The 19571-nt window shown below is 65.5% G+C and carries 19 protein-coding genes; 6 read left to right on the forward strand and 13 right to left on the reverse strand.

Going from position 1 to position 19571, the window contains the following annotated elements:
* Positions 1-41: 41 nt before the first annotated feature.
* From E3T51_RS01390 to E3T51_RS01400, 3 genes are all read right to left on the reverse strand, one after another.
* Entirely contained in the window at positions 42-266 is a 225-nt protein-coding gene (locus E3T51_RS01390) for a hypothetical protein (protein WP_134526514.1), read from the reverse strand.
* A gap of 70 nt (positions 267-336) precedes the next feature.
* The gene (locus E3T51_RS01395; RefSeq protein ID WP_134526517.1) at positions 337-1872 is read right to left on the reverse strand and encodes an alpha/beta hydrolase; all 1536 of its coding nucleotides are present in this window, start codon (positions 1870-1872) and stop codon (positions 337-339) included.
* Positions 1873-1935: 63 nt separating this feature from the next.
* Complete coding sequence (locus E3T51_RS01400) at positions 1936-3108, reverse strand: DNA polymerase III subunit delta' (RefSeq protein WP_134526520.1); 1173 nt, start codon at positions 3106-3108, stop codon at positions 1936-1938.
* A 218-nt stretch (positions 3109-3326) separates the two neighbouring features.
* Here E3T51_RS01400 and E3T51_RS01405 point away from each other — a divergent pair, with 218 nt between their 5' ends.
* The 3 genes from E3T51_RS01405 to E3T51_RS01415 all read left to right on the forward strand — a co-directional run bounded on the left by E3T51_RS01405 (position 3327) and on the right by E3T51_RS01415 (position 5402).
* Positions 3327-3659 carry a hypothetical protein gene (locus E3T51_RS01405; RefSeq protein ID WP_134526523.1) on the forward strand — a complete coding sequence of 111 codons (333 nt, stop codon included), beginning with the start codon at positions 3327-3329 and terminating at the stop codon, positions 3657-3659.
* Complete coding sequence (locus E3T51_RS01410; protein ID WP_166806339.1) at positions 3625-4881, forward strand: phosphotransferase family protein; 1257 nt, start codon at positions 3625-3627, stop codon at positions 4879-4881. The genes E3T51_RS01405 and E3T51_RS01410 overlap by 35 nt, the downstream gene beginning before the upstream one ends.
* Positions 4882-5012: 131 nt before the next feature.
* Positions 5013-5402: a superantigen-like protein SSL4 gene (locus tag E3T51_RS01415; protein ID WP_104193249.1), complete on the forward strand. Its 390-nt coding sequence runs from the start codon at positions 5013-5015 to the stop codon at positions 5400-5402.
* 86 nt (positions 5403-5488) lie between these two features.
* On the opposite strand, the gene E3T51_RS01420 is transcribed toward E3T51_RS01415, so the two are convergent.
* The 4 genes from E3T51_RS01420 to topA are packed head-to-tail and all read right to left on the reverse strand — an operon-like array spanning position 5489 to position 11324.
* A complete protein-coding gene (locus E3T51_RS01420) occupies positions 5489-6145 on the reverse strand; it encodes a response regulator transcription factor (RefSeq protein WP_134526528.1) in 657 nt (218 codons plus the stop codon).
* Positions 6142-7617 carry a sensor histidine kinase gene (locus tag E3T51_RS01425; protein WP_134526530.1) on the reverse strand — a complete coding sequence of 492 codons (1476 nt, stop codon included), beginning with the start codon at positions 7615-7617 and terminating at the stop codon, positions 6142-6144. The genes E3T51_RS01420 and E3T51_RS01425 overlap by 4 nt, the downstream gene beginning before the upstream one ends.
* A gap of 54 nt (positions 7618-7671) precedes the next feature.
* Entirely contained in the window at positions 7672-8289 is a 618-nt protein-coding gene (gene tmk / locus E3T51_RS01430) for a dTMP kinase (protein WP_241989103.1), read from the reverse strand.
* Positions 8286-11324: a type I DNA topoisomerase gene (gene topA / locus E3T51_RS01435; RefSeq protein WP_134526536.1), complete on the reverse strand. Its 3039-nt coding sequence runs from the start codon at positions 11322-11324 to the stop codon at positions 8286-8288. Before topA ends, tmk begins: the two co-directional genes overlap by 4 nt.
* Before the next feature lie 206 nt (positions 11325-11530).
* On the opposite strand from topA, the gene E3T51_RS01440 reads away from it, so the two are divergent.
* Positions 11531-11767 carry a hypothetical protein gene (locus E3T51_RS01440; RefSeq protein ID WP_104193254.1) on the forward strand — a complete coding sequence of 79 codons (237 nt, stop codon included), beginning with the start codon at positions 11531-11533 and terminating at the stop codon, positions 11765-11767.
* Between the two features lie 31 nt (positions 11768-11798).
* Here the strand turns inward: E3T51_RS01440 and E3T51_RS01445 are convergent, their stop codons facing one another.
* From E3T51_RS01445 to E3T51_RS01465, 5 genes are all read right to left on the reverse strand, one after another.
* Positions 11799-12176 carry an Rv3654c family TadE-like protein gene (locus E3T51_RS01445; RefSeq protein ID WP_166806340.1) on the reverse strand — a complete coding sequence of 126 codons (378 nt, stop codon included), beginning with the start codon at positions 12174-12176 and terminating at the stop codon, positions 11799-11801.
* Positions 12173-12523: a TadE family type IV pilus minor pilin gene (locus tag E3T51_RS01450; protein WP_241989104.1), complete on the reverse strand. Its 351-nt coding sequence runs from the start codon at positions 12521-12523 to the stop codon at positions 12173-12175. Before E3T51_RS01450 ends, E3T51_RS01445 begins: the two co-directional genes overlap by 4 nt.
* On the reverse strand, positions 12504-12707 hold the full coding sequence (locus E3T51_RS01455) for a DUF4244 domain-containing protein (protein WP_134526542.1): 204 nt from the start codon (positions 12705-12707) through the stop codon (positions 12504-12506). The genes E3T51_RS01450 and E3T51_RS01455 overlap by 20 nt, the downstream gene beginning before the upstream one ends.
* An 85-nt stretch (positions 12708-12792) precedes the next feature.
* Positions 12793-13992, reverse strand: coding sequence for a type II secretion system F family protein (locus E3T51_RS01460; RefSeq protein WP_134526545.1), 1200 nt, complete (start codon positions 13990-13992; stop codon positions 12793-12795).
* A 42-nt stretch (positions 13993-14034) separates the two neighbouring features.
* Positions 14035-15240, reverse strand: coding sequence for a TadA family conjugal transfer-associated ATPase (locus tag E3T51_RS01465; RefSeq protein WP_134526548.1), 1206 nt, complete (start codon positions 15238-15240; stop codon positions 14035-14037).
* A gap of 440 nt (positions 15241-15680) precedes the next feature.
* Between E3T51_RS01465 and acs the strand changes: the two genes are divergently transcribed.
* Positions 15681-17654: an acetate--CoA ligase gene (acs, locus tag E3T51_RS01470; protein ID WP_134526551.1), complete on the forward strand. Its 1974-nt coding sequence runs from the start codon at positions 15681-15683 to the stop codon at positions 17652-17654.
* Positions 17655-17860: 206 nt separating this feature from the next.
* Complete coding sequence (locus E3T51_RS01475; protein ID WP_166806341.1) at positions 17861-19087, forward strand: acyltransferase family protein; 1227 nt, start codon at positions 17861-17863, stop codon at positions 19085-19087.
* Between the two features lie 11 nt (positions 19088-19098).
* On the opposite strand, the gene E3T51_RS01480 is transcribed toward E3T51_RS01475, so the two are convergent.
* Positions 19099-19569, reverse strand: coding sequence for a RidA family protein (locus E3T51_RS01480; protein WP_104193261.1), 471 nt, complete (start codon positions 19567-19569; stop codon positions 19099-19101).
* Positions 19570-19571: the final 2 nt, after the last annotated feature.

The raw sequence follows: 19571 nt of genomic DNA on the forward strand, positions 1-19571 counted from the left end.
GGCATGACGGATGGTGGCCACGGCCACGGGGCCAGGGCGCGCTAGTACCGCTCGGCCTGATCTTGGGCGAGAGCCGGCGCATCCGCCGTAAAGCGTCGCTTGCTGGTCTGCTGTACGTCGTCTTCAAGGTCGCGCAGAGTAGCCGTGCGCATGCCGAAGAGGTAGACGTTTTCCTTTATGACCGAGAGGCGCTGCTCGGGGATCTCCCGGTCTGCGGCCGTGCACTGCAAGCACTGGGAGAGCAGCGTTGACAGGTCGACCAGCACGTCGCTGTCAGGGCACTTCAGCTTCGATCGACATGCTTCAGTTACTTCACAGCACGCAAAGCTGCCTGGGTCAGCACTGCGGGTCGGATGCCGGCACGATACCGTCGACAAGATACGAGTCGACAGCATCGTTCACGCAGGAATTCGACTTGTTGTAGGCGGTGTGCCCCTCACCCGTATAGGTCACCAGGCTGCCACTGTCGAGCTGTTCGGCCAGCTTCTGTGCCCAGATGTAGGGGGTTGCCGGATCGTTGGTGGTGCCGACAACCAAAATGGGCGCCGCCCCGGACGCGTGTATCTCGGTGCGTTCGCCGGTGAACTTGTAGGGCCAATTGGCGCAGCCAATGTCGCCGAAGCTCATGAACGGGCCGATCACCGGGGCCGCGGCTTCGAGCTCGGCGGCTTGGGCGCGCATTACGGTCGGGTCGGCGTTGTATGAATAATCGATGCAGTTGATGGCCATGAACGATTCGGTCGAATTGTCGGTGTAATTACCGTCGGCGTCGCGGCCGTTGTAGGCATCCGCGAATTGAAACGCGCCGTCGGCGCTACCGTGCAGTACGGTATCCAACATTGTGCTCAGTTGCGGCCACGCTGTGGCCTGGTAGAGCGGGTAGATGATCGCCGTGAGAAGCGCGTTTCCGCCGAGTTGACGGCCGTCCGTGGCAGTGATGGGGCTCGCGTCCACCGAATTCAGCAATGCGCCGATCGTTGTCATTGCGCTGTCGACGCTTCCTCGGAACGGGCAGTCCTTGCCCTCGAGACAGTCAGTGAGGTACGCGCGCAGAGCGTTTTCGAAACCCACAGCTTGGGTCTTGGTCACCTCGAAATTGCTGGTCGACGGGTCAACGGCTCCGTCGAGCACAAGACGGCCGACCTTCTCGGGAAAGAGTTCGGCATAGGTGGCTCCTAGAAAGGTGCCGTAGGAGTAGCCGAGGTAGTTCAAGTGGGTATCGCCGAGCACTGCGCGCAGAAGGTCGAGGTCGCGGGCTGCGCTCTTCGTGTCGACCGTTCCGAGCAGTGGCCCGGTCTGCTGGGCACATGCCGCCGCGAAGGCGTCGGAGGAGGCCGCGAGCTCGGCAATCCAGGCGTCCGTTCCGCGCTCGGCGGTCGTCAGCCCGTAGAGGTACTCATCCATCGCCGAGGAGTCGTAACAGGAGACCGCCGAGGAGCGCCCAACGCCACGGGGGTCGAACCCAACGACGTCGAAGCTCTCCTGCAGGGTGGCGTCGGTCGCAAAGTCGAGAGAATCCTTGATGAAGTCATAGCCGGAACCACCAGGCCCGCCAGGATTCACCAACAGCGAGCCGATCCGGTCGTTGCCGGTAGCGACCTGGCGTACCAGGGCGAGCGATATATCCCCGGCGGCCGGGTCGCTGTAGTCGAGCGGCGCAGAGGCCTCGGTGCACTGCAGGCCGTCGCCACAGTCGTCCCACTGCAGCACCTGACTGTAGAACGGATCGAGGTTGTCCGCCACCTGCTCGCCGGTGGGGGTGGAATCAGTGGGCGCGGGGTTCGCTGTGAAGAGGGTGGCGCATCCGCTGAGAGCGAGTGTCAGAGTCAGGGCTACGGCCGCGATGCTGGTAGCGCGATTGCGTCGGTTCAACGTGTTCCTCTTTCATGGCGTCAAGCGGATGCTGCGATTCAGGCTACCGAAGGCGGCTGGGAGTCACTGTGGGCGACGGATCGCCGACACGAGCATCGCTTCGAGGGCGAGGGCGGGGGCAACATTGGATTGAATCCGCTGGCGTGCCACGGCAATCGCGTCTATCGTGGCGACCGTGGCTGCTGGGGCGCTGGACACACTCGCCGTGCGCAGCTCGGCGAGCAGCTCACGGTTGATCACAGCTTGCTCCCGGCCAAGCTGCACCATGCAGACGTCCCGGTACAGCGAGGCCAGGTCAACCAGAATGCGGTCGATGCCGTCATGCAGGCTGCGTTTCGCCCGACGCTTTTGGTCGTCTTCAAGATCTTTGATCTGGCCGCGCAGCCCCGGCGGCACGGACTGCCCGGCCTCGATTCCGAGCGAGCGCAGCATGCCGTCGCGCTCGGCGGCATCCAGTTCGAGGGTGATCGCCTTCGCGTCGTCTCCCGCGATCGCGAGCAACCGCGCGGCCGCATTGACGGCCGACGACACCGAGCGGATGCCGAGGGCCGCGCGCAGGGTCTCCTCGCGACGTTCCCGCGCATCCGCATTGGTGGCAAGCCGTCGAGCCATCCCGATGTGGCTTTGGGCGAGCCGGGCGCTGAGCTCTGCAACGGCGGGGTCGACGCCATTGCGGCGTACGAGCAGGTCGGCGACATCGGCAACACTCGGAACGCGCAGGCGCACGGTGCGCACGCGGGACCGGATAGTGGGGAGCAAGTCTGCCTCGCTCGGCGCGCACAAAATCCACACGGTGCGTTCGGGTGGTTCTTCGAGGGCTTTGAGGAGCACGTTCGAAGTGCGTTCGACCATGCGGTCGGCATCTTCGACGACGACGACCCGGTAGCGACCGACCGATGGCGAGTACTGCGAGCGAGCGACGGCTTCCTTGACGGACTTCATCGGGATAATGACGCCCTCAGTACTGAGCACGCTGAGGTCGGGGTGGGTGCGCGCGTCGACTTGGCGGGCGGCCGCGAGGTCGCCGTCGGGGGTACCGGGGCTCAGCAGGGCCGCCGCAAAAGCGAAGGCGAGGTTAGAGCGGCCGGAACCCGGCGGGCCGGTGATGAGCCAGGCGTGGGTCATGGAAGACGATTCGGCGGTGGCGGTACCGGTGCCGGACGGTGCCCGCTGCGCCGCTGCCCGAAAGATGGCGATCGCGTCGGCCTGTCCCGTTAGGTTGTCCCACACTGCCATGAGTCAAGGGTAACCCGCCCCGCCGACACCGCCGTGTTCAAGGCACGAAGCGATCGAGGCCCGGGCCGGAACGCGGGCCCGGGCTAGAAGCTGGGCCCGTTTTCGCAAGGTGGGCCCGGAACGTGCGCAGCACTCTTGCGCTGTGGTCGCGGCTCAACATGAGAGCCTTCTCATCTTGCTCTCGGCGAACACGCGCGGTGGGGCCCCACACTGGAACAATGCAGACGCTCTATAAATTGTCCCTCGGTGCCATAGTCGTGGTCATCCTCAGTGCCGGGTCCGCAGGGGCTGTCGCGTTGACGTCTGCCCTGACCATCGACGACCAACCCGGCCTCGTTCAGCCGACCGATCCCGTAAGCACCGTCGCAGACCCGAACGCGACCGGTGCAGGCGCTCTGCCCGAATCCTCGCCGACGGCCAGTCCGACGGCACCCGTCGCTGTGCCCCCGGCAGGATCGCAGACCATCGATGATGATGACGACGACGACCTCGATATTAACGACGTTGACGACGTTGATGTTGACGTTGACGTTGACGTTGACGACGACTGACCCTGGCGGGCCGCATCCGCTCGAACAGGCGCCCGATATCCTCGAGGCTGTCGCGGAGTCACTCGGCATGACCTTGGTTGGGCTGCACCGGTTCAGCATCGAGACGACCGCGCGCGGGTTCACCGCCGGGTACACCATCGAGTTGAATTCGGGCACGCACGATCCCGAATCGCACACCGTCTACCTCGAATCCAATCCCACAACACGGGACCGGCCCGGCGTACTCGCGTTTCGTGACGAGCAGACCGGCGAGAGCGTGGCGGCCTGGTTGTACCCGAACGATCCCGAGTTGCCGGCGCTGGCCGCGGCGGTTTACCCCGATGCCGCCAGCATCCTTCTCGACCGCCTCGGCCTGCACTCCAGCAGCCTCAGCGTCACCGTTGCGGCCTACCGCCCGGGAAAGCGGGCCGTCGTGCGCATGATCGCGCCCGAGTTCACGGTGTATCTCAAGGTCGTTCGCCCGGCTGCTGCGGGGCCGCTGCACGCCCGCCATCTGCTCTGGGGAGCCGCCGGCGTTCCAGTACCGCGCAGCAGAGGCTGGAGCGCCGATGGATTTATCGCGCTTGAGTCCGTTTACGGCGTCGAGGCCAGCCAGGTGGTCGCGCAACTACCCCTCGGCCCGTTTCTCGATGAGCTGGATCGCCTCACGCACGAGATTAGCCTGATCGAAAGTTCTGACCCGGCGCGAGCGTCACTGTCAGAGCGTCTGCCCTGGTACGTGCAGCGGGTGTGCTCCCTGCTACCGGCCGAGGCGCCCCGGGTCACCGCGCTCGGCGCCGCCATCGAACGGATGCGCGCCGCTGCGACGCCCGCCGAACCAGTCACGGTGCACGGCGACCTGCACCTCGGCCAGATCTTTCTGGACCCGGATTCGCTCGTTTCCGGTTTCGCATCACCCAACCGTCCGCGCATATCCGGCGTGCTCGACATCGACACGGCCGGGCTGGGCGACCCGGCCGACGATGCCGCTGCCCTCTACGCACACCTCGTCGTGAGCGCCCTGCACCACGATGACCAGGCAAGCCCCGCGGCGGCCGAGAGCTGTCGCGCTTTGGCAGCCGCCGCACGCAGCCGGTGGTCCCGGCACGACGATACATTCGCTTACCGAGCACGATACATCGCGGCAACGCACCTTCTGGGGCACGTGTTGAGTCCCGGCGCGCACAGCACACAACTTCTTTGCGCGGTCACCGAACTCGTCGGCGACCCCTCTCCCTCCTAAGACCAGCGGATGCCGCCGGCCAAAATGAGAGTCCTCTCACGTCCGGCACCGAGGCTTCTCATCCAGGGGCACGAATCTTGAAGTAACCGAAGACGAGCACACGCTTGGCTCAATACCCACAAGGAGACACCATGAACCTCAAGATGACGACAAAAAAGCGCTGGATCGCCATGGGCGCCGGATCCGCACTCGGCATTGGGCTGCTCGCCGGTGGCGCAGTGACCGCAGCAAACGCTTTTGAGATCGAAGACCGTTCGGGAGCTTCGATTGGTGTGCAGCCGGTGGGGGCCGTCTCGCCCACCACCGCGGTTCCGTTCAGTACCCCGAACGTCTCGACGTTCGACGATTCAGACTCATTCTCGAGCGACTCGTCCAGCACCTCGAGCATCGATTCCACCCCGAGTGCGGCGAGCGTCACATCAACGGTATCCGCCCCGTCTGTCGTGACCCCGGTCTCCGCCCCATCCGTTGCGTCCCCCGCCAGCCCGGTGTCTGTGCAGAGCCCGGCGTCTGTTGACTAGGCAGAACATCACCACTGCGTAACGCCTATGAAAGCCCGGGCCCAGGCCCGGGCTTTCTTGCGTCGCCAGGGCGCACCGAACCGGCCTTACTTGAGTCGATATCCCATCCCGCGTACCGTCTGAATGCGTTCAGGCCCGAACTTCGCCCTGAGGTACCTCACATACACGTCTACGACGTTGGATCCCGGATCGAAGTCGTAACCCCAAACCCGACTCAACAGCTGCTCCCGGCTGAGCACCTGATCCGGGTGCCGAAGAAACTCTTCAGCGAGGGCAAATTCCCGGGCGGACAGTTCCACCGTTCGCGCCCCTACTGTCGCGCGTCGGGTGCGCAGATCAAGCACGAGGTCCCCATAGGCCAGACCGGTCGGCGAACTCTGCTCGGCAGCACGCAGGCGCAAACGGATGCGTGCCAGCAGTTCATCGAACTTGAACGGTTTCGCGAGATAGTCATCGGCACCGCCGTCGAGGCCGGCGACCATATCACTGGTCTTGGAGCGAGCCGTCAGCATAATGATCGGCAGCGGCAGCCGCTCTGCCCGGATTCGTTTCATCACCTCGAACCCGTCGATGCTCGGCAGCCCCACATCAAGCAGCAACAGGTCGAAGGTACCGGTCTGGGCATAGCTCACCGCGTCGAGGCCGTCACCGACCACGGTCGATGAGTATCCGGCCGCCCGCAGACCCTTGCTTACGAACAGGGCAATGCGCGCCTCGTCCTCGGCGATGAGAATGCTCGTCATTTCGCTGGCACCACGTCGACAACGCGGCGCGGCAGGAGGATACCAAACCGCGACCCGTCCGGTGACGTCACCAGATCGACATAGCCGCCATGCGCCCGCGCAATGGCGTCGACGATCGGCAGTCCGAGACCGGAGCCTTCGACCCCCCGTCCGGAATCGACCCGGCCGAACCGTTCAAAAATGCGGGCCTTCGCCTCGGCCGGAATACCAGGGCCGTGATCGCGGATCCAGAACTCGACGGCGTCGGCATGTTCGGTACTGCCAATTTCGATGCCCGTGCCGGGTGCCGAATGTTTGGCGGCGTTGTTCGCCAGCTGAATGAACGCCTGCGTGAGGCGCGCGGGGTCGACGGGAACGACAACGTGCGCCCGCTCGGCCAGGATCCACACGTGGTCAGGGAGCGCACTGACCTTGAGGTAGAACTGCTCGGTAAGGTCGGCGGCATCCGTTGGTACTCGCTGCAGATTGCCGCGCTGAGCATTGGCGAGTGACTCAATGTCGTCGATCAGCCCAGTCATGCGGTCGAGTTCGTCGATGGCAATTTCGCGAGCGGATGCGACATCGTCGGGATTGCGCGGATCCAGCAATTCGAGATGGCCGCGAACAATGGTGATCGGCGTCTTGAGTTCGTGGCGTACATCGTCGAGCAGTTGTCGCTGGGCGGTCAGCGACTCATCGAGACGCTCGAGCATGTCGTTGACGGTTCGGGTGAGCTCGGAGATATCGTCGCGGCCGATCACCGGGATGCGCTCGTGCAGGTCAGATGCGGTGATCCGCGAAGCCGCGGTCTGCAGCTGGCGCACCGGCCGAAGCAACCGGCCGGCGACGAACCACCCGACCAGCCCGATGGCCACGAGCGCTGCGGCCGCTACGGCCGCATAGATGCGAAACGCGCTCGTCAATTCGCCGAGCTCGGCATCAAGGTCGAAGGCCGTGACGAAGATTCCGACTTCCCCGCTGCCCTCCACGGTCACCGGTGCGGCGATGTAGCGCAGGTTGCCGAGTTCGGATACGGCCGTGCCGCGCACGACATTGACACCGGCGACCTCGTCGAGGATGCGCAGAATGAACCCGGCGTCGTCTTCCAGGTGAAACGACAATTCGGTGCCCGGAATCAGCGCCGGAACACCGTCGATGATGCCGAGGGTGCTCTCGTTGGGGCTCGGAACGAGTCGAGCCATTACCGCCTGCAAGGCTGCCCTGGTCGAGGAATAAGTCGAGCCCGAAGCTTCAGGCAAAGCGTCAACCTCGTTGAGATTTGTAGTCTGCGCCCCGGTGACGATGAAGCGCACACTCTCCACACTCGTCGCGAGACGAGCATCGACGTCGTGTAGGGCACGATCGCGCTGCACGAGGTACGCCGTCCCGCCGGCTACTGCCAGGCCGAGGCCGGCAACGACCAAAATGGCGGCGAGGATACGCACCCGCACCGACCAACCGGATCGCACAGCGGCCGATGAAGACGAGCTCATAGTTTCAGTATCCACAAACGGGGTGACGCACGTCAACGATCCGGGCCTTGGACATTAGAGGAGGGGCGCTACCCGAGCTCTGATGCTGGCGGCGATGTCGGCTGCCGGCGCTGCGGCATCCAATACCAAGAACCGGTCGGGTTCGGCGGCAGCCAATTCGAGGAACGCAGCGCGCACCCGGGTATGAAAGTCGTTCTTCTCGGCCTCGAGCCGGTCGAAGACTTTGTCGTCAGCATCGAGCCGGGCCCGGGCTACGCGCGAGTCGAGGTCGAGCAGCACGGTCAGGTCGGGAAGCAGACCTTCGGCTGCCCAGAGCGACAGGTCACGCACCTCGGTGGCACCGAGCACCCGCCCGGCCCCCTGATAGGCGACAGAGGAGTCCAGGTAGCGGTCCTGCACGATCACGTCACCGCGGGCGAGCGCCGGCCGCAGCTTGGTGCCCACGTGCTGGGCGCGGTCGGCGGCGTAGAGCAGCGCCTCCGCGCGCGGGTCGACCTCCCCGCGATGGTGCAGCACGATCTGCCGAATCTCCACGCCGACATCTGTTCCCCCGGGCTCGCGGGTGCGCACGACAGTGCGCCCCCGCTCTTCGAGCCAGTCGGTCAACAGCTGCGCCTGCGTGGTCTTGCCAGAGCCGTCGCCGCCCTCAAGGGTGATGAACAGACCGGTCACGACGCCTTCGGCGCGATCGTGGTCGTGGCAGCGGATTCAGCAGCCGAACTGGCCGCTTTCTTCACGGCCGGCTTCTTGACCGCCGGCTTCTTGACGGCCGCCTTCTTGACGGCCGGCTTGTTGACCGCCGGCTTCTTGACCGTGGGCGTGCCCGCCAACGCCGCCTTGGCTGCCGCGTTCGCGGCCCGGGTCGCGGCGGCCTTCTTTGCAGTGGCCGCCTTCGCTGCTGCAGTCGGCACCTTCTTCACCGCTGGCTTCTTGACGGCGGCCTTCTTGGCCGGTGCCTTCTTGCGCGGCGCGGCCGGCCCCTTGGCCCGCTTGTCCGCGAGCAGCTGCACTGCACGGTCGAAGTCGATTTCCTCGATGTCCTCCGACTTGGGAATGGTCGCGTTGGTGACCCCGTCGGTCACGTAGGCGCCAAACCGGCCGTCCTTGATCTTGATCGCCTTGCCACTTTCAGGGTCGGGTGCTTCGAATTCCTTCAGGGCACTCGACGCCCGGCGCGCACCGTACTTCGGCTGCGCGTAGAGCTCGATCGCGCCCGGAAGGTCGATGTCGAAGATCTGGTCTTCGCTCGTGAGCGACCGGGTATCGATGCCCTTCTTCAGATACGGCCCGAACTTGCCGTTCTGCGCCAGAATCTCGGTGCCGGTCTCCGGGTCGAGCCCGACCGTGCGCGGCAAGGCAAGCAAGCGCAGCGCCGTTTCGAGGTCGACGGTGGCCAGGTCCATAGATTTGAAAATGGATGCTGTACGCGGCTTGTCAGCTAAGGCCACCTTTTTCGCGGCCGGCTTGCGCTTCGGCTTCGCGACGGTGACCTCGCCGGTGGCGGGGTCGACGGCTTCGACGGGTACGGCGACAACGGCCGGAACGTCGGGCTCGGCCGGAGCCGGCGCGAGCTCGGTGACGTACGGTCCGAACCGGCCGTCCTTGGCAACGATCTCCTTACCGTTCTCCGGGTTGAGTCCGATGACCCGGTCCGTGACGACGGGAGCGTCGATGAGCTCGCGTGCTTTGGTGGCGGTCAGTTCGTCGGGCGCGAGTTCCGGCGGGATGTTTACGCGGCGGGGCGGGGCATCCGCTGCAGCGTCGGGGTCGATGACCTCGAGGTAGGGACCGTACTTGCCGATACGCAGGGTGATGTTGTCGCTGATGGCGACCGAGTTGATCACGCGCGGGTCGATTTCGCCGAGGTTGTCGATGACCTGACGAAGGCCCCGGTGCTTGTCGCTGCCGAAGTAGAAGCTGTTGAGCCAGTCGAGGCGGTTGGCTTCGCCGCCGGCGATGCGGTCGAGGTCGTCCTCCATCTCGGCGGTGAAGTCGTATTCGACCAGGTCGCCGAAGAATTCTTCGAGCAGGCGCACGACCGAGAACGCGATCCAGTTGGGAACGAGTGACTGGCCGCGCGGCGTGACATAGCCGCGCTCGGTGATGGTCGAGATGATCGAGGCGAACGTCGACGGGCGGCCGATGCCAAGCTCTTCGAGCTTCTTCACCAGGCTGGCCTCGGTGTAGCGGGCGGCCGGGGTCGTCTCGTGCCCCTTGGCCTCGAGGTCCTGCAGAACCAGCTTCTGGCCCTCTTCGAGCGGCGGCAGCTTGGACTCGGTCGCAACGGCCTCCGCGTTGCGCTCCTCGTCCTTCGACTCCTCGTAGGCGAGCATGAAACCACGGAAGGTGATGACGGTTCCGCTGGCCGAGAACTCGGCGAGCGCGCCCGACGCCGAAGCATGCTCCGATGTGCCCGTCGGGCCGGCCGCGATTGTCACAGAGGCCGTCGAGCCGGTGGCGTCCTTCATCTGCGAGGCGACGGTGCGCTTCCAGATCAGCTCGTACAGCCTGAAGTCGTTGCCACGCAGGCTCGACGCGAGCGACGCCGGGGTGCGGAAAGTGTCGCCGGAGGGGCGAATGGCCTCGTGCGCTTCCTGTGCGTTCTTGCTCTTACCCTTGTAGGCGCGCGGGGCGTCCGGAACCGTCTCGGCGCCGTACAGGGCAGCGGCCTGGGTGCGTGCGGCGGTGAGGGCCTGCTGTCCGAGCGATGGCGAGTCGGTACGCATGTAGGTGATGTACCCATTTTCGTACAGCGACTGGGCCACACTCATGGTCTGCCGGGCGGTGAAGCGCAGCTTGCGCGCCGCTTCCTGCTGCAGGGTCGAGGTCGTGAACGGTGCGGCGGGGCTGCGACGATACGGCTTGGAGGTGACCTTGGTCACCTCGAGCTTCACACCGGGACTCTTCAGAGCGATGGTCAGGGCCTGCGCAGCGGAGGCGTCGAGGGTGACGGCCTTCACGCTGGGCTTGAGCGCACCGGAATCGTCGAAGTCGCCACCGGTGGCAATGCGCTCACCGTTCAGGCGCACGAGCTTGGCATCGAACGCCTGATCAGCCTGCGAAGCGGATGCCGCAAGTCGCGCGAGCAGATCCCAGTACCCGGCGGAGACGAACGCGAGGCGCTCCTTCTCCCGGTCGACGACGAGGCGGGTCGCGGCGCTCTGCACGCGACCGGCGGACAGGCCGGGGCCGACCTTGCGCCACAGCACCGGGGAAATCTCGTAGCCGTAGATGCGGTCGAGGATACGGCGGGTCTCCTGCGCGTCGACGAGGGCCGTGTCGAGGTCGCGGGTGTTGTCCTTGGCGGCGAGGATGGCGTCTTTGGTGATCTCGTGAAACACCATGCGCTTGACCGGAACCTTGGGCTGCAGCACCTGCAGCAGGTGCCAGGCGATGGCCTCGCCCTCGCGGTCCTCATCAGTTGCGAGCAAGAGTTCGTTCGCATTCTTGAGGGCCCGCTTGAGCTCACTGACGGTCTTCTTCTTGGCGTCGGAGACTACGTAGTACGGTTCAAAGCCGTTCTCCACATCGACCGAGAATCGGCCGAGGGCGCCTTTCTTGAGCTCAGGCGGCAGGTTTTTCGGCTCGATCAGATCGCGAATGTGACCGACCGAGGACAATACCTCGTAGCCGTCGCCGAGATACGCGGCGATCGACTTCATCTTGGTCGGTGATTCAACAATGACCAGCTTCTTAGTGCCTGGCACCAGACTCCTCTTTATACGTAGTGACCAAAAATGGGCCAAGGCACACCATACACACCGGAATGGAGTGCCCGCCTAATCGACGGGCACGTCTCGGCGCGTCACGCTCACGCACACGGCGCTCCCAGCCACCGCCCAGTTCGCTCTGAGCGAGACGCCCAACAATCCCGAACCCTTGCCGTTTGCCCGCCCAAGTGCAGAATAGTCCCATGGGTACAATGACGGCCACATACACCGCGAAGTTGACGGATGGGCCCCTTCAGGGCAAAACAATCACAACGACCTTTCTCGACTCGGGTGATCCGCAGCCGCGCATCGAGATCCCGGCCGAGTCCGGCAAGCGCTATCTTTACGCCCGCGGCGCCGGCCTGGAGTTCGAGGGTTCCGATTCCCCCGGCCGGCCGAGCGCGGTCGAATACCACTATCTTGAGGTGCTCCTCTCCTGATTCGCCCGGCCCGGCTTTGAGCGGGAGTACATCAGGGCGGCGGCCCGGCCCGGGCATTCGCGAAAATATCTATGCCCTGCACCCGCAGCCCCACCGAAACGGATGCGATCAGCCCCGTTACCGAGCAGCGCGTGAGGGCAGTTTCATTCAGCGAGGCCACAGCCCGCGCAGCCTCGCACGGGTAACCTGCGATCGCGCCGGAGGCTGTGTCCGCGGCGGCGAGCGCGGCCGCGTCGGCCGCGTTCGCGACGGACCGGCCAGCCGCGAGCAGGGCGAGGACCGATACGACGAGCGTCGTCAGTAACACTGTGGCAGCGAGCAGCGCGAGGGCGAGGATCGACCCCGCTCCCCGCTGGGAGCTTTCGCCGGCGACGTCGGGCACATTCGCCGTGTCGCCGCATGCGCTCATTGACCGCCGGCCAGGGCACATGAGTGTGCTTCGAGGTTCAGCCCGGCAAAGATCCCCGGCAGGCTGTGCGTGGCAACTCGAGCACAGACGAAATCGCCGCGACGTTCCGAAACCAGGCTGGCCCCCGGCACGCTTTGAAGGACGAGGCCGGCGGCGCGCGCCTCGGTGTCGCCACGGGCGAGCGCACGAGCGGCGCTGGCAGCGGCATCCGTCAGCCGTACTTGCACGCCGACCACCTGCACTGCACCGAGGCAGCAGGCCAGAACGAGCACGACCGCCGGCAGCGCCGTGGCGAATTCAGCGGTTGTGCTGCCCCTGTTGTTTGCGCTACCCGATGCTGAGGGCACGTCGCACCAGATCGGTGAGCATTCCCCGCACTTCATCACTGCGCAGAATGACGATGAGCAGCCCGGCAAACCCGACCGCGGCCATCGTGGCGACAACGTATTCCGCTGTCGCGGCTCCGGCTTCGTCGGCCAGGGTTTTCAGGGTGTTCTTTGTATACACAGACTCGTCTCCTTCGGCGTCCATCGACGCGGGTTGGGCGGCACGAGCACGTTCATCCTGCTTCCATCCGCCAGCGCGCGCCGCGGCATGCGCTTATATGTGGAGAGTTTCAGAACGTCGTCAGAGTGGAGGAGAGCACGCTGAGCAGCAACGGCACCACGCCCACCAGCATGAACGCGGGCAGAACGCAGAGGCCGAGCGGCAGCATGAGCGTTACCGAGAGAGTTGCGGCCCGACGTTGTCCAGCGCTTCGGGCATCGCGACGCAGCTGTTCCGCCTCGCTGCGCAGCAGCTCCGCCGCGGGAACTCCCGCACGCGTCGACAAGCCAAGTATCCGGTCAACGGAGCCACCATCAGCGCCGGGCGCAATGCCGTATCGCTCGGCGGCCGTGTGTACCAACGCCCGCGAACGGTCGATCGACCCGCCACCGGACATGGCAATTGCCATAAGTTCCAGTCGCAGCCCTGGTGTCAGGTCGGTCGGGCCCGCCCGGCGCACCAGCGCACGGTTCCAGCCTGCTGCGGCAAGCATCAGAAGAGCGCCGCCACCGAGACAGACCAGCCCCGGCACGGTCAAAAACAGGGTATGCAGGGAATCGAAACCCATCAGGCTGCCGAACACGACTCCGATCACGGGCAGCACCATCACCAGTCGTGCCGTGGCCCGCGGCGCGGCGAGCGCCACCTCCAGATCGCGCTGCACCTGGGCGAGTTCGCGCAGCGACCCAGCGAGCTCACGCAGGCACCCGGCCAGCGGCGCACCGGCCTGCGTGGCCACCTGCCAGGCCGCAGCGAGCCCGAGCCAGGCGCGCTCGGCTTGGCCCGCCGCGTCGTCGCGTCGCCGAGACGGCCGTCCAGCGGAGGCCCGCGCGGCGACGATCCCGTGCGGAGTCTCCGGTGGTTGCCGACGCGCCTCGACGGCGATCGCATCGGCCACGCTGTCGCCCCGAGCCGCGGCGCGCGCTGCAGCACGCAGGATAGGCGCGGTGGCCGTGCCCGCGTGCTTCGAATCGGCCGCCCGGGGCTTGATCGGTGCGGTGATCGGAGCCGCCTCCGCGTCCGTCGCTGGCACGGCCCCCTGCCGGCTTCTGACCCGCCCACGAACTGACCTCTCCGGTCCGCCCATCCCCGGAGACAAGCCGGCATTCTGCTGGTCGGCGCGAGGCGCCCGAGGCGCAGCCGCGCCGTGCTCCGGCAACAGGTAGCCCCAGGCCGAGACCGGGGAAACACCGGCCGACAGCAGCACGGCCAGCCGTTGCGTGACCGCCGCGACCTCTTCGACCGGCGGTACCGTGTCAGCGCGACGCATCGTCGCACGTTCTGCGAATCGTGACTGATCGATCTTGGAGCATCAGATCGCTTCGATCGAGAGACGGTCACGGCTATCGAGGGTGAATCGGCCAACCGCGTCGAGCCTGCGAACCCCGTCGGTGCGTTCCAGGTGCAGCACCAGCCCGATAGCACTTACCGTTTGTCGCGCCACGGCCGAAGCGCTCATCCCGGCGAGTGAACCAAGCGCCTCCAGTCGAGCCGGCACGTCGTCAAGCGAATTAGCGTGCAGCGTGCCCGCTCCCCCGTCGTGCCCGGTGTTGAGCGCGGCGAGCAGCTCCCGAATCTCCGACCCCCGGCACTCGCCGAGCACGAGGCGATCCGGCCGCATGCGCAGTGCTTCCCGCAGCAGCGCCTCCAGGCCGATGCGCCCCGCCCCCTCCAGATTGGCCTGCCTGGCCTCGAGGGCCACCACGTGCGGATGCCGAATGCGCAGCTCCGCGACGTCTTCGATCGCGACGATGCGCTCGTCGGCTGGCGCTTCCCCCAACAGGGCCGCCAGCAGCGTAGTTTTTCCACTCCCCGCAGCACCGGTGATGAGCAGATTTTGGCGGCCGTGCACCGCAACACGCAGCCGATTCAGCCGGGCAGCGCATGCCTCCCCCGTGCCAAACAGTCCGGCGTCAGCGAGTGCACCGAGGCTCCGGTCGGCAGCGTGCGGCAGCCGAATTGACAGCAGGGTTCCCGTGCTCGATACCGGCGGAAGCACGGCGTGCACCCGAATCCCATCGGCCAACCGTACGTCGACGCAGGGGCTTGCCTCATCGATGTGTCGCCCACCAAGGGCGATCAGGCGCACAGCCAGCTCACGAACCTCGACCTCACCGAGGTGCCAGGCCGGCACGAAGGCGAGGCCATGTCCGGCATCGATCCAGAGCCCGGACTCCCCGTTGACAAACAGGTCCGTGGTGTCCGGAGCTGAGGCATAGCTGGCCAGTGGACCCAGCGCGCGCACGTTCACGCGCTCGCTGCCGACCGCTGCCGAGACTGCTGCCGAGACTGCTGCTGCCGCGTCGGCTGGCGGCAAAGTGCCAGCGGCATCCGGTTTTGCAGTGCGATGCCGAGCTAAATTCGCCGGTGGTGCGACTGATGAACGTGAAGTGTCCGACCGCGCAGACCAGGGATCTTCCACGGGTGCCAAGGACGACACTGCAGCAGCCGGCGCGGCAGAAATCGTCTCGGCAGCTGGCACGGCGTAGGACGGAACGGCGATGAAAGGCTGGCCCATGCCCCGACGGTACGGTGAGCCGGCCCAGTGACAGCTTCCCCGGCACAATCCGTGCACAGCCTGTTGGTCAGGTCCGCTGGGGAGGAGCCGCACCAGCATGAATCCACAACCACGAGCCGTGAATCGCTTAAATAGAAGGGGCGGCACCTATTGGGGGGAACAGGTGCCGCCTAGCGTCGCGCAGATTGGGGGGAACCGTACGCGATGCTGGTCAAAACTTTCGTTCAGACGTGTTTTAGTTTACGCAGACGTGCTCAGATTGCAAGTCCAATGTCCTCATTTGTGAGGACACCCGGCCGGGGGGTGCAAAATCACCCCGAACCGAGGGTTCATTTCTCAGTTTTTCGTTTGTGTATACAGAGATTGGCCCAGTACCGGTAGGGTTCAATTGAGCTGGCAATGTCCTGCATGCACGTACCGCAAAGGAGCGAATTACACATATGACGGTTAAAATTGACACCCTCCTGCACGAATCGCGTCGATTCGCGCCCACTGCCGAGTTCGCCGCACAGACGATAGCGACACAGGACCTGTACGCAGTCTCACAGAAGGACCCGGCCATGTTTTGGGCTGATCAGGCCCGCAATTTGCTGTACTGGCACAAGCCATTCACTAAGACTCTGGACTGGACGAACCCGCCATTCGCGAAGTGGTTCGAAGACGGCGAACTCAACGTCGCATATAACTGCCTCGACCGTCACGTTCTCGCCGGCAACGGCGACCGCGTCGCGCTGTACTTCGAGGGCGAACCCGGTGATTCCCGCAGCTACACCTACTCCGAACTGACTACCGAGGTCAAAAAGGCCGCCAACGTGCTGCTCGGGCTCGGCGTCACCGCCGGCGACCGCGTGGCCGTCTACCTGCCGATGATCCCAGAGGCCGTCATCTCCATGCTCGCCATCGCCCGCATCGGCGCCGTGCACTCGGTCATTTTCGGCGGGTTCAGCGCCGAGAGCCTGCGCTCGCGCATTGATGACGCCAACGCCGTGCTCGTCATCACGGCCGATGGCGGCTACCGCAAGGGCAAGATCAGCGCCCTCAAACCAGCCGTCGACGCCGCCCTGCAGACCAACGATTCTTCGGTGAAGAACGTGCTCGTGGTCAAGCGCACCGGCCAGGATGTGCAGTGGAACGACCGCGACATCTGGTGGTCCGACGCCATGAAAACAGCCTCTCCCGAGCACGAAGCGGAGGCCTTCCCGGCCGAGAACCCGCTGTTCATTCTGTATACATCGGGTACGACCGGCGCACCCAAGGGCATCCTGCACACCAGCGGCGGCTACCTCACCCAGAATGCGTTCACCCACCAGAACGTGTTCGACCTCAAGCCTGAAACGGATATCTACTGGTGCACCGCCGACGTCGGCTGGATCACCGGACACAGCTACGTGGTCTACGGCCCCCTAGCCAACGGCGCAACCCAGGTGCTCTACGAAGGCACCCCCGATTCTCCGCACACCGGTCGCTGGTGGGAAATCATCGAGAAGTACAAGGTCTCGATTCTGTATACAGCGCCGACCGCCATCCGTACGTTCATGAAGCTGGGACGCCAGATTCCGCAAAAGTTCGACCTGTCGAGCTTGCGCGTGCTCGGCTCCGTGGGCGAACCCATCAACCCCGAAGCGTGGATGTGGTACCGCGAGGTCATCGGCAGCAGCCTGACCCCGATCGTGGACACCTGGTGGCAGACCGAGACCGGATCGATCATGGTTTCGGCCCTCGCGGGGCTCACGGAGACAAAGCCCGGCGCCGCGCAGGTACCGGTGCCCGGAATCACCATCGACGTACTCGACGACGACGGCGTGCACGTTGGCCATGGAAACGGCGGGCTGCTCGTGGTCACCCAGCCCTGGCCGGCGATGCTTCGCGGGATCTGGGGCGACCCGGAGCGCTTCAAGGAGACCTACTGGGACAAGTTCGAGGGCACCATCGGCGCGAAGGACGGTCCGCTGTACTTCGCCGGGGACGGCGCTCGGCTCGACCACGACGGTGACATTTGGTTGCTGGGCCGGGTCGACGACGTGATGAACGTGTCGGGCCACCGCCTCTCCACCGCCGAGATCGAGTCATCCCTCGTGGCGCATTCGCTCACGGCTGAAGCTGCCGTGGTCGGCGCCGCCGACGAAACCACCGGTCAGGCGGTCGTCGCGTTCGTCGTGATCAAGTTCAGCCAGTCCGAGATCGCATCGCACGAGGACATCGTCAGCATTCTGCGGGCCCACGTAGCCCAGCAGATCGGCGCGATTGCCCGTCCGCGTGACATCTACGTCGTCGACGAGCTGCCGAAGACCCGCTCGGGCAAGATCATGCGGCGCCTGCTGCGCGACGCGGCCGAGGGACGTGACGTCGGCGATGTGACGACCCTCGCCGACACCATGGTGATGAACACCATCACCGCGCAAATGAAAAAGTAGTCATTCACTACCTGCACCACCAACGACGGCCGTCTTCCATTCGGAAGGCGGCCGTCGTTCGTCCCCCGGCACCATAACTCCTGCACTGCGACGCCGCAACAGATCTGGCCCCTGATTTCACGCGGATGTTTCGCGCGGCCCCCATAAATTGCAGGAGTTATGCACGTTCCCGCCCTGAAACCAGCAGGCGGTCCTACTGTGTGGGCATGACCGAAGCAGCGGCACCCGTGCGCGGTCGCCTGAGCCGACTCGATGCACTGCGCGGAATGGCCGCCCTCGTCGTTCTGGCGCACCATGTGTCCATGACGGTTCCAGAGATCGCCGCCGCCTACGACTCGAGTATCGGCGTCACGCTGTTTTCCGTCGGGTGGTGGGCCACGCTGTCCCCTCTGAAGGCTCTTCTCGCCGGGCCCGAGTTCGTGCTGGTGTTCTTTGTGCTGAGCGGCTTCGTGCTTGTGCGTTCCCCGCTGGCCGCCCGCGAGGCCGGGCCACGCTACGACTGGAGCGCCTATTACGTGCGCCGCGTGATCCGTTTGGCGGTACCGGTCGTGGTGTCGGTGGGCCTGGCTGTCGTCTGGATTGTTTTGGTGCCACGCACGGTCGGCGCGGCGGGCGGGCTCTGGCTGGCCCGGCAGGACACGCCAGACCTCGGCCTCGGCAACCTGCTGCGCGAAGCCAGCATCATCGGCGTAACCCGGCGGCCCGACATCAATCCGCCGCTCTGGTCTTTGGTCTGGGAATTGTGGTTCTCCCTGCTGCTTCCGGTGTTCGTCGCCGTCGCAGCGTTCACCCGCAAACCGGTCAGCGTCCCCATTCGCCGCATTCTGCTCTGGGTCGTCATACTGTGCGCGCTCGCCGGCATCGGCTACGTTACGACGACCCAATCGCTCATGTATCTGCCGCCGTTCGCTCTCGGCGCTCTTCTGGCTGCCAACTATGACGAACTGCAACGCTGCAGCGACCGGCTGGTCGAGAGCGCTAGCGGCCGGGTGCTCGGGTGGACGCTGGCCGCGCTCGGCCCGTTTCTGCTCGTGGCTTACTGGATGCTGCGCCCGCTGACCAGCGGCGCGTGGAGCGACGTCACGCTCTCGCTGCGGGTGGCCGGCGCGTTTGTGATCGTCGCGACGGTGGCTTTCTGGCCCGCCTCGACGTCGGAGCGGGGCCTGGCCCTTGCGCCGCGGACGCGGCGAACACTCGGCTGGCTCGGGTCCGTCAGCTTCAGCCTGTACCTCGTGCACTTTCCCATCGTGGTGGCCTTCGCAGTGCTCGCCGGCCCCGCCCACTGGTGGCTGGGCGCCCTCGTGTCGGTGCCGCTCAGCCTGGTGGTAGCCCAGCTGATGATGCGGTTTGTCGAGCGACCGGCGCAGGTCTATGGCACGCGAGCCGGGGCATCCGTTTCACAGCGGATGTCCGGGCTCGCAAGCCGCCCGTAGGCGCGGGTCAGCTACGCGAACGCCACGATGAGCTCAACCTCGACCGGGGCGTCGAGCGGCAGCACCGCAACGCCGACGGCCGAACGGGCGTGACGGCCGATGTCGCCGAAGATCTCCACGAGCACGTCGGAGGCACCGTTGACGACGATTGGCTGGCCGGTGAACGCAGGGTCGGAGGCGACGAAGCCCGTCACCTTAACGACCTGGGTAATACGGTCGAGCGACCCGATCACGCTCTTGATGGCAGCGAGACCGTTGAGCGCGGAGGTGCGGGCGTACTCCTGGGCGTCGGCAGCCGGCACGAGGCCGTGACCGTCGCCGACCTTGCCGGTGGCGGGTAGTGCACCAGAGACCATGGGCAGTTGGCCGGCGGTGTAGACGAAACCATTGCTGATAACGGCGGGCAGGTACGCGGCGACCGGCGGCACGACGCTCGGCAGTTCAATGCCCAGTTCGGCCAGGCGTGCTTCAATGTGGGACATAA

This window comes from Cryobacterium serini (assembly GCF_004404025.1).
In the GTDB taxonomy this organism is placed as follows: Bacteria; Actinomycetota; Actinomycetes; order Actinomycetales; family Microbacteriaceae; genus Cryobacterium; species Cryobacterium serini.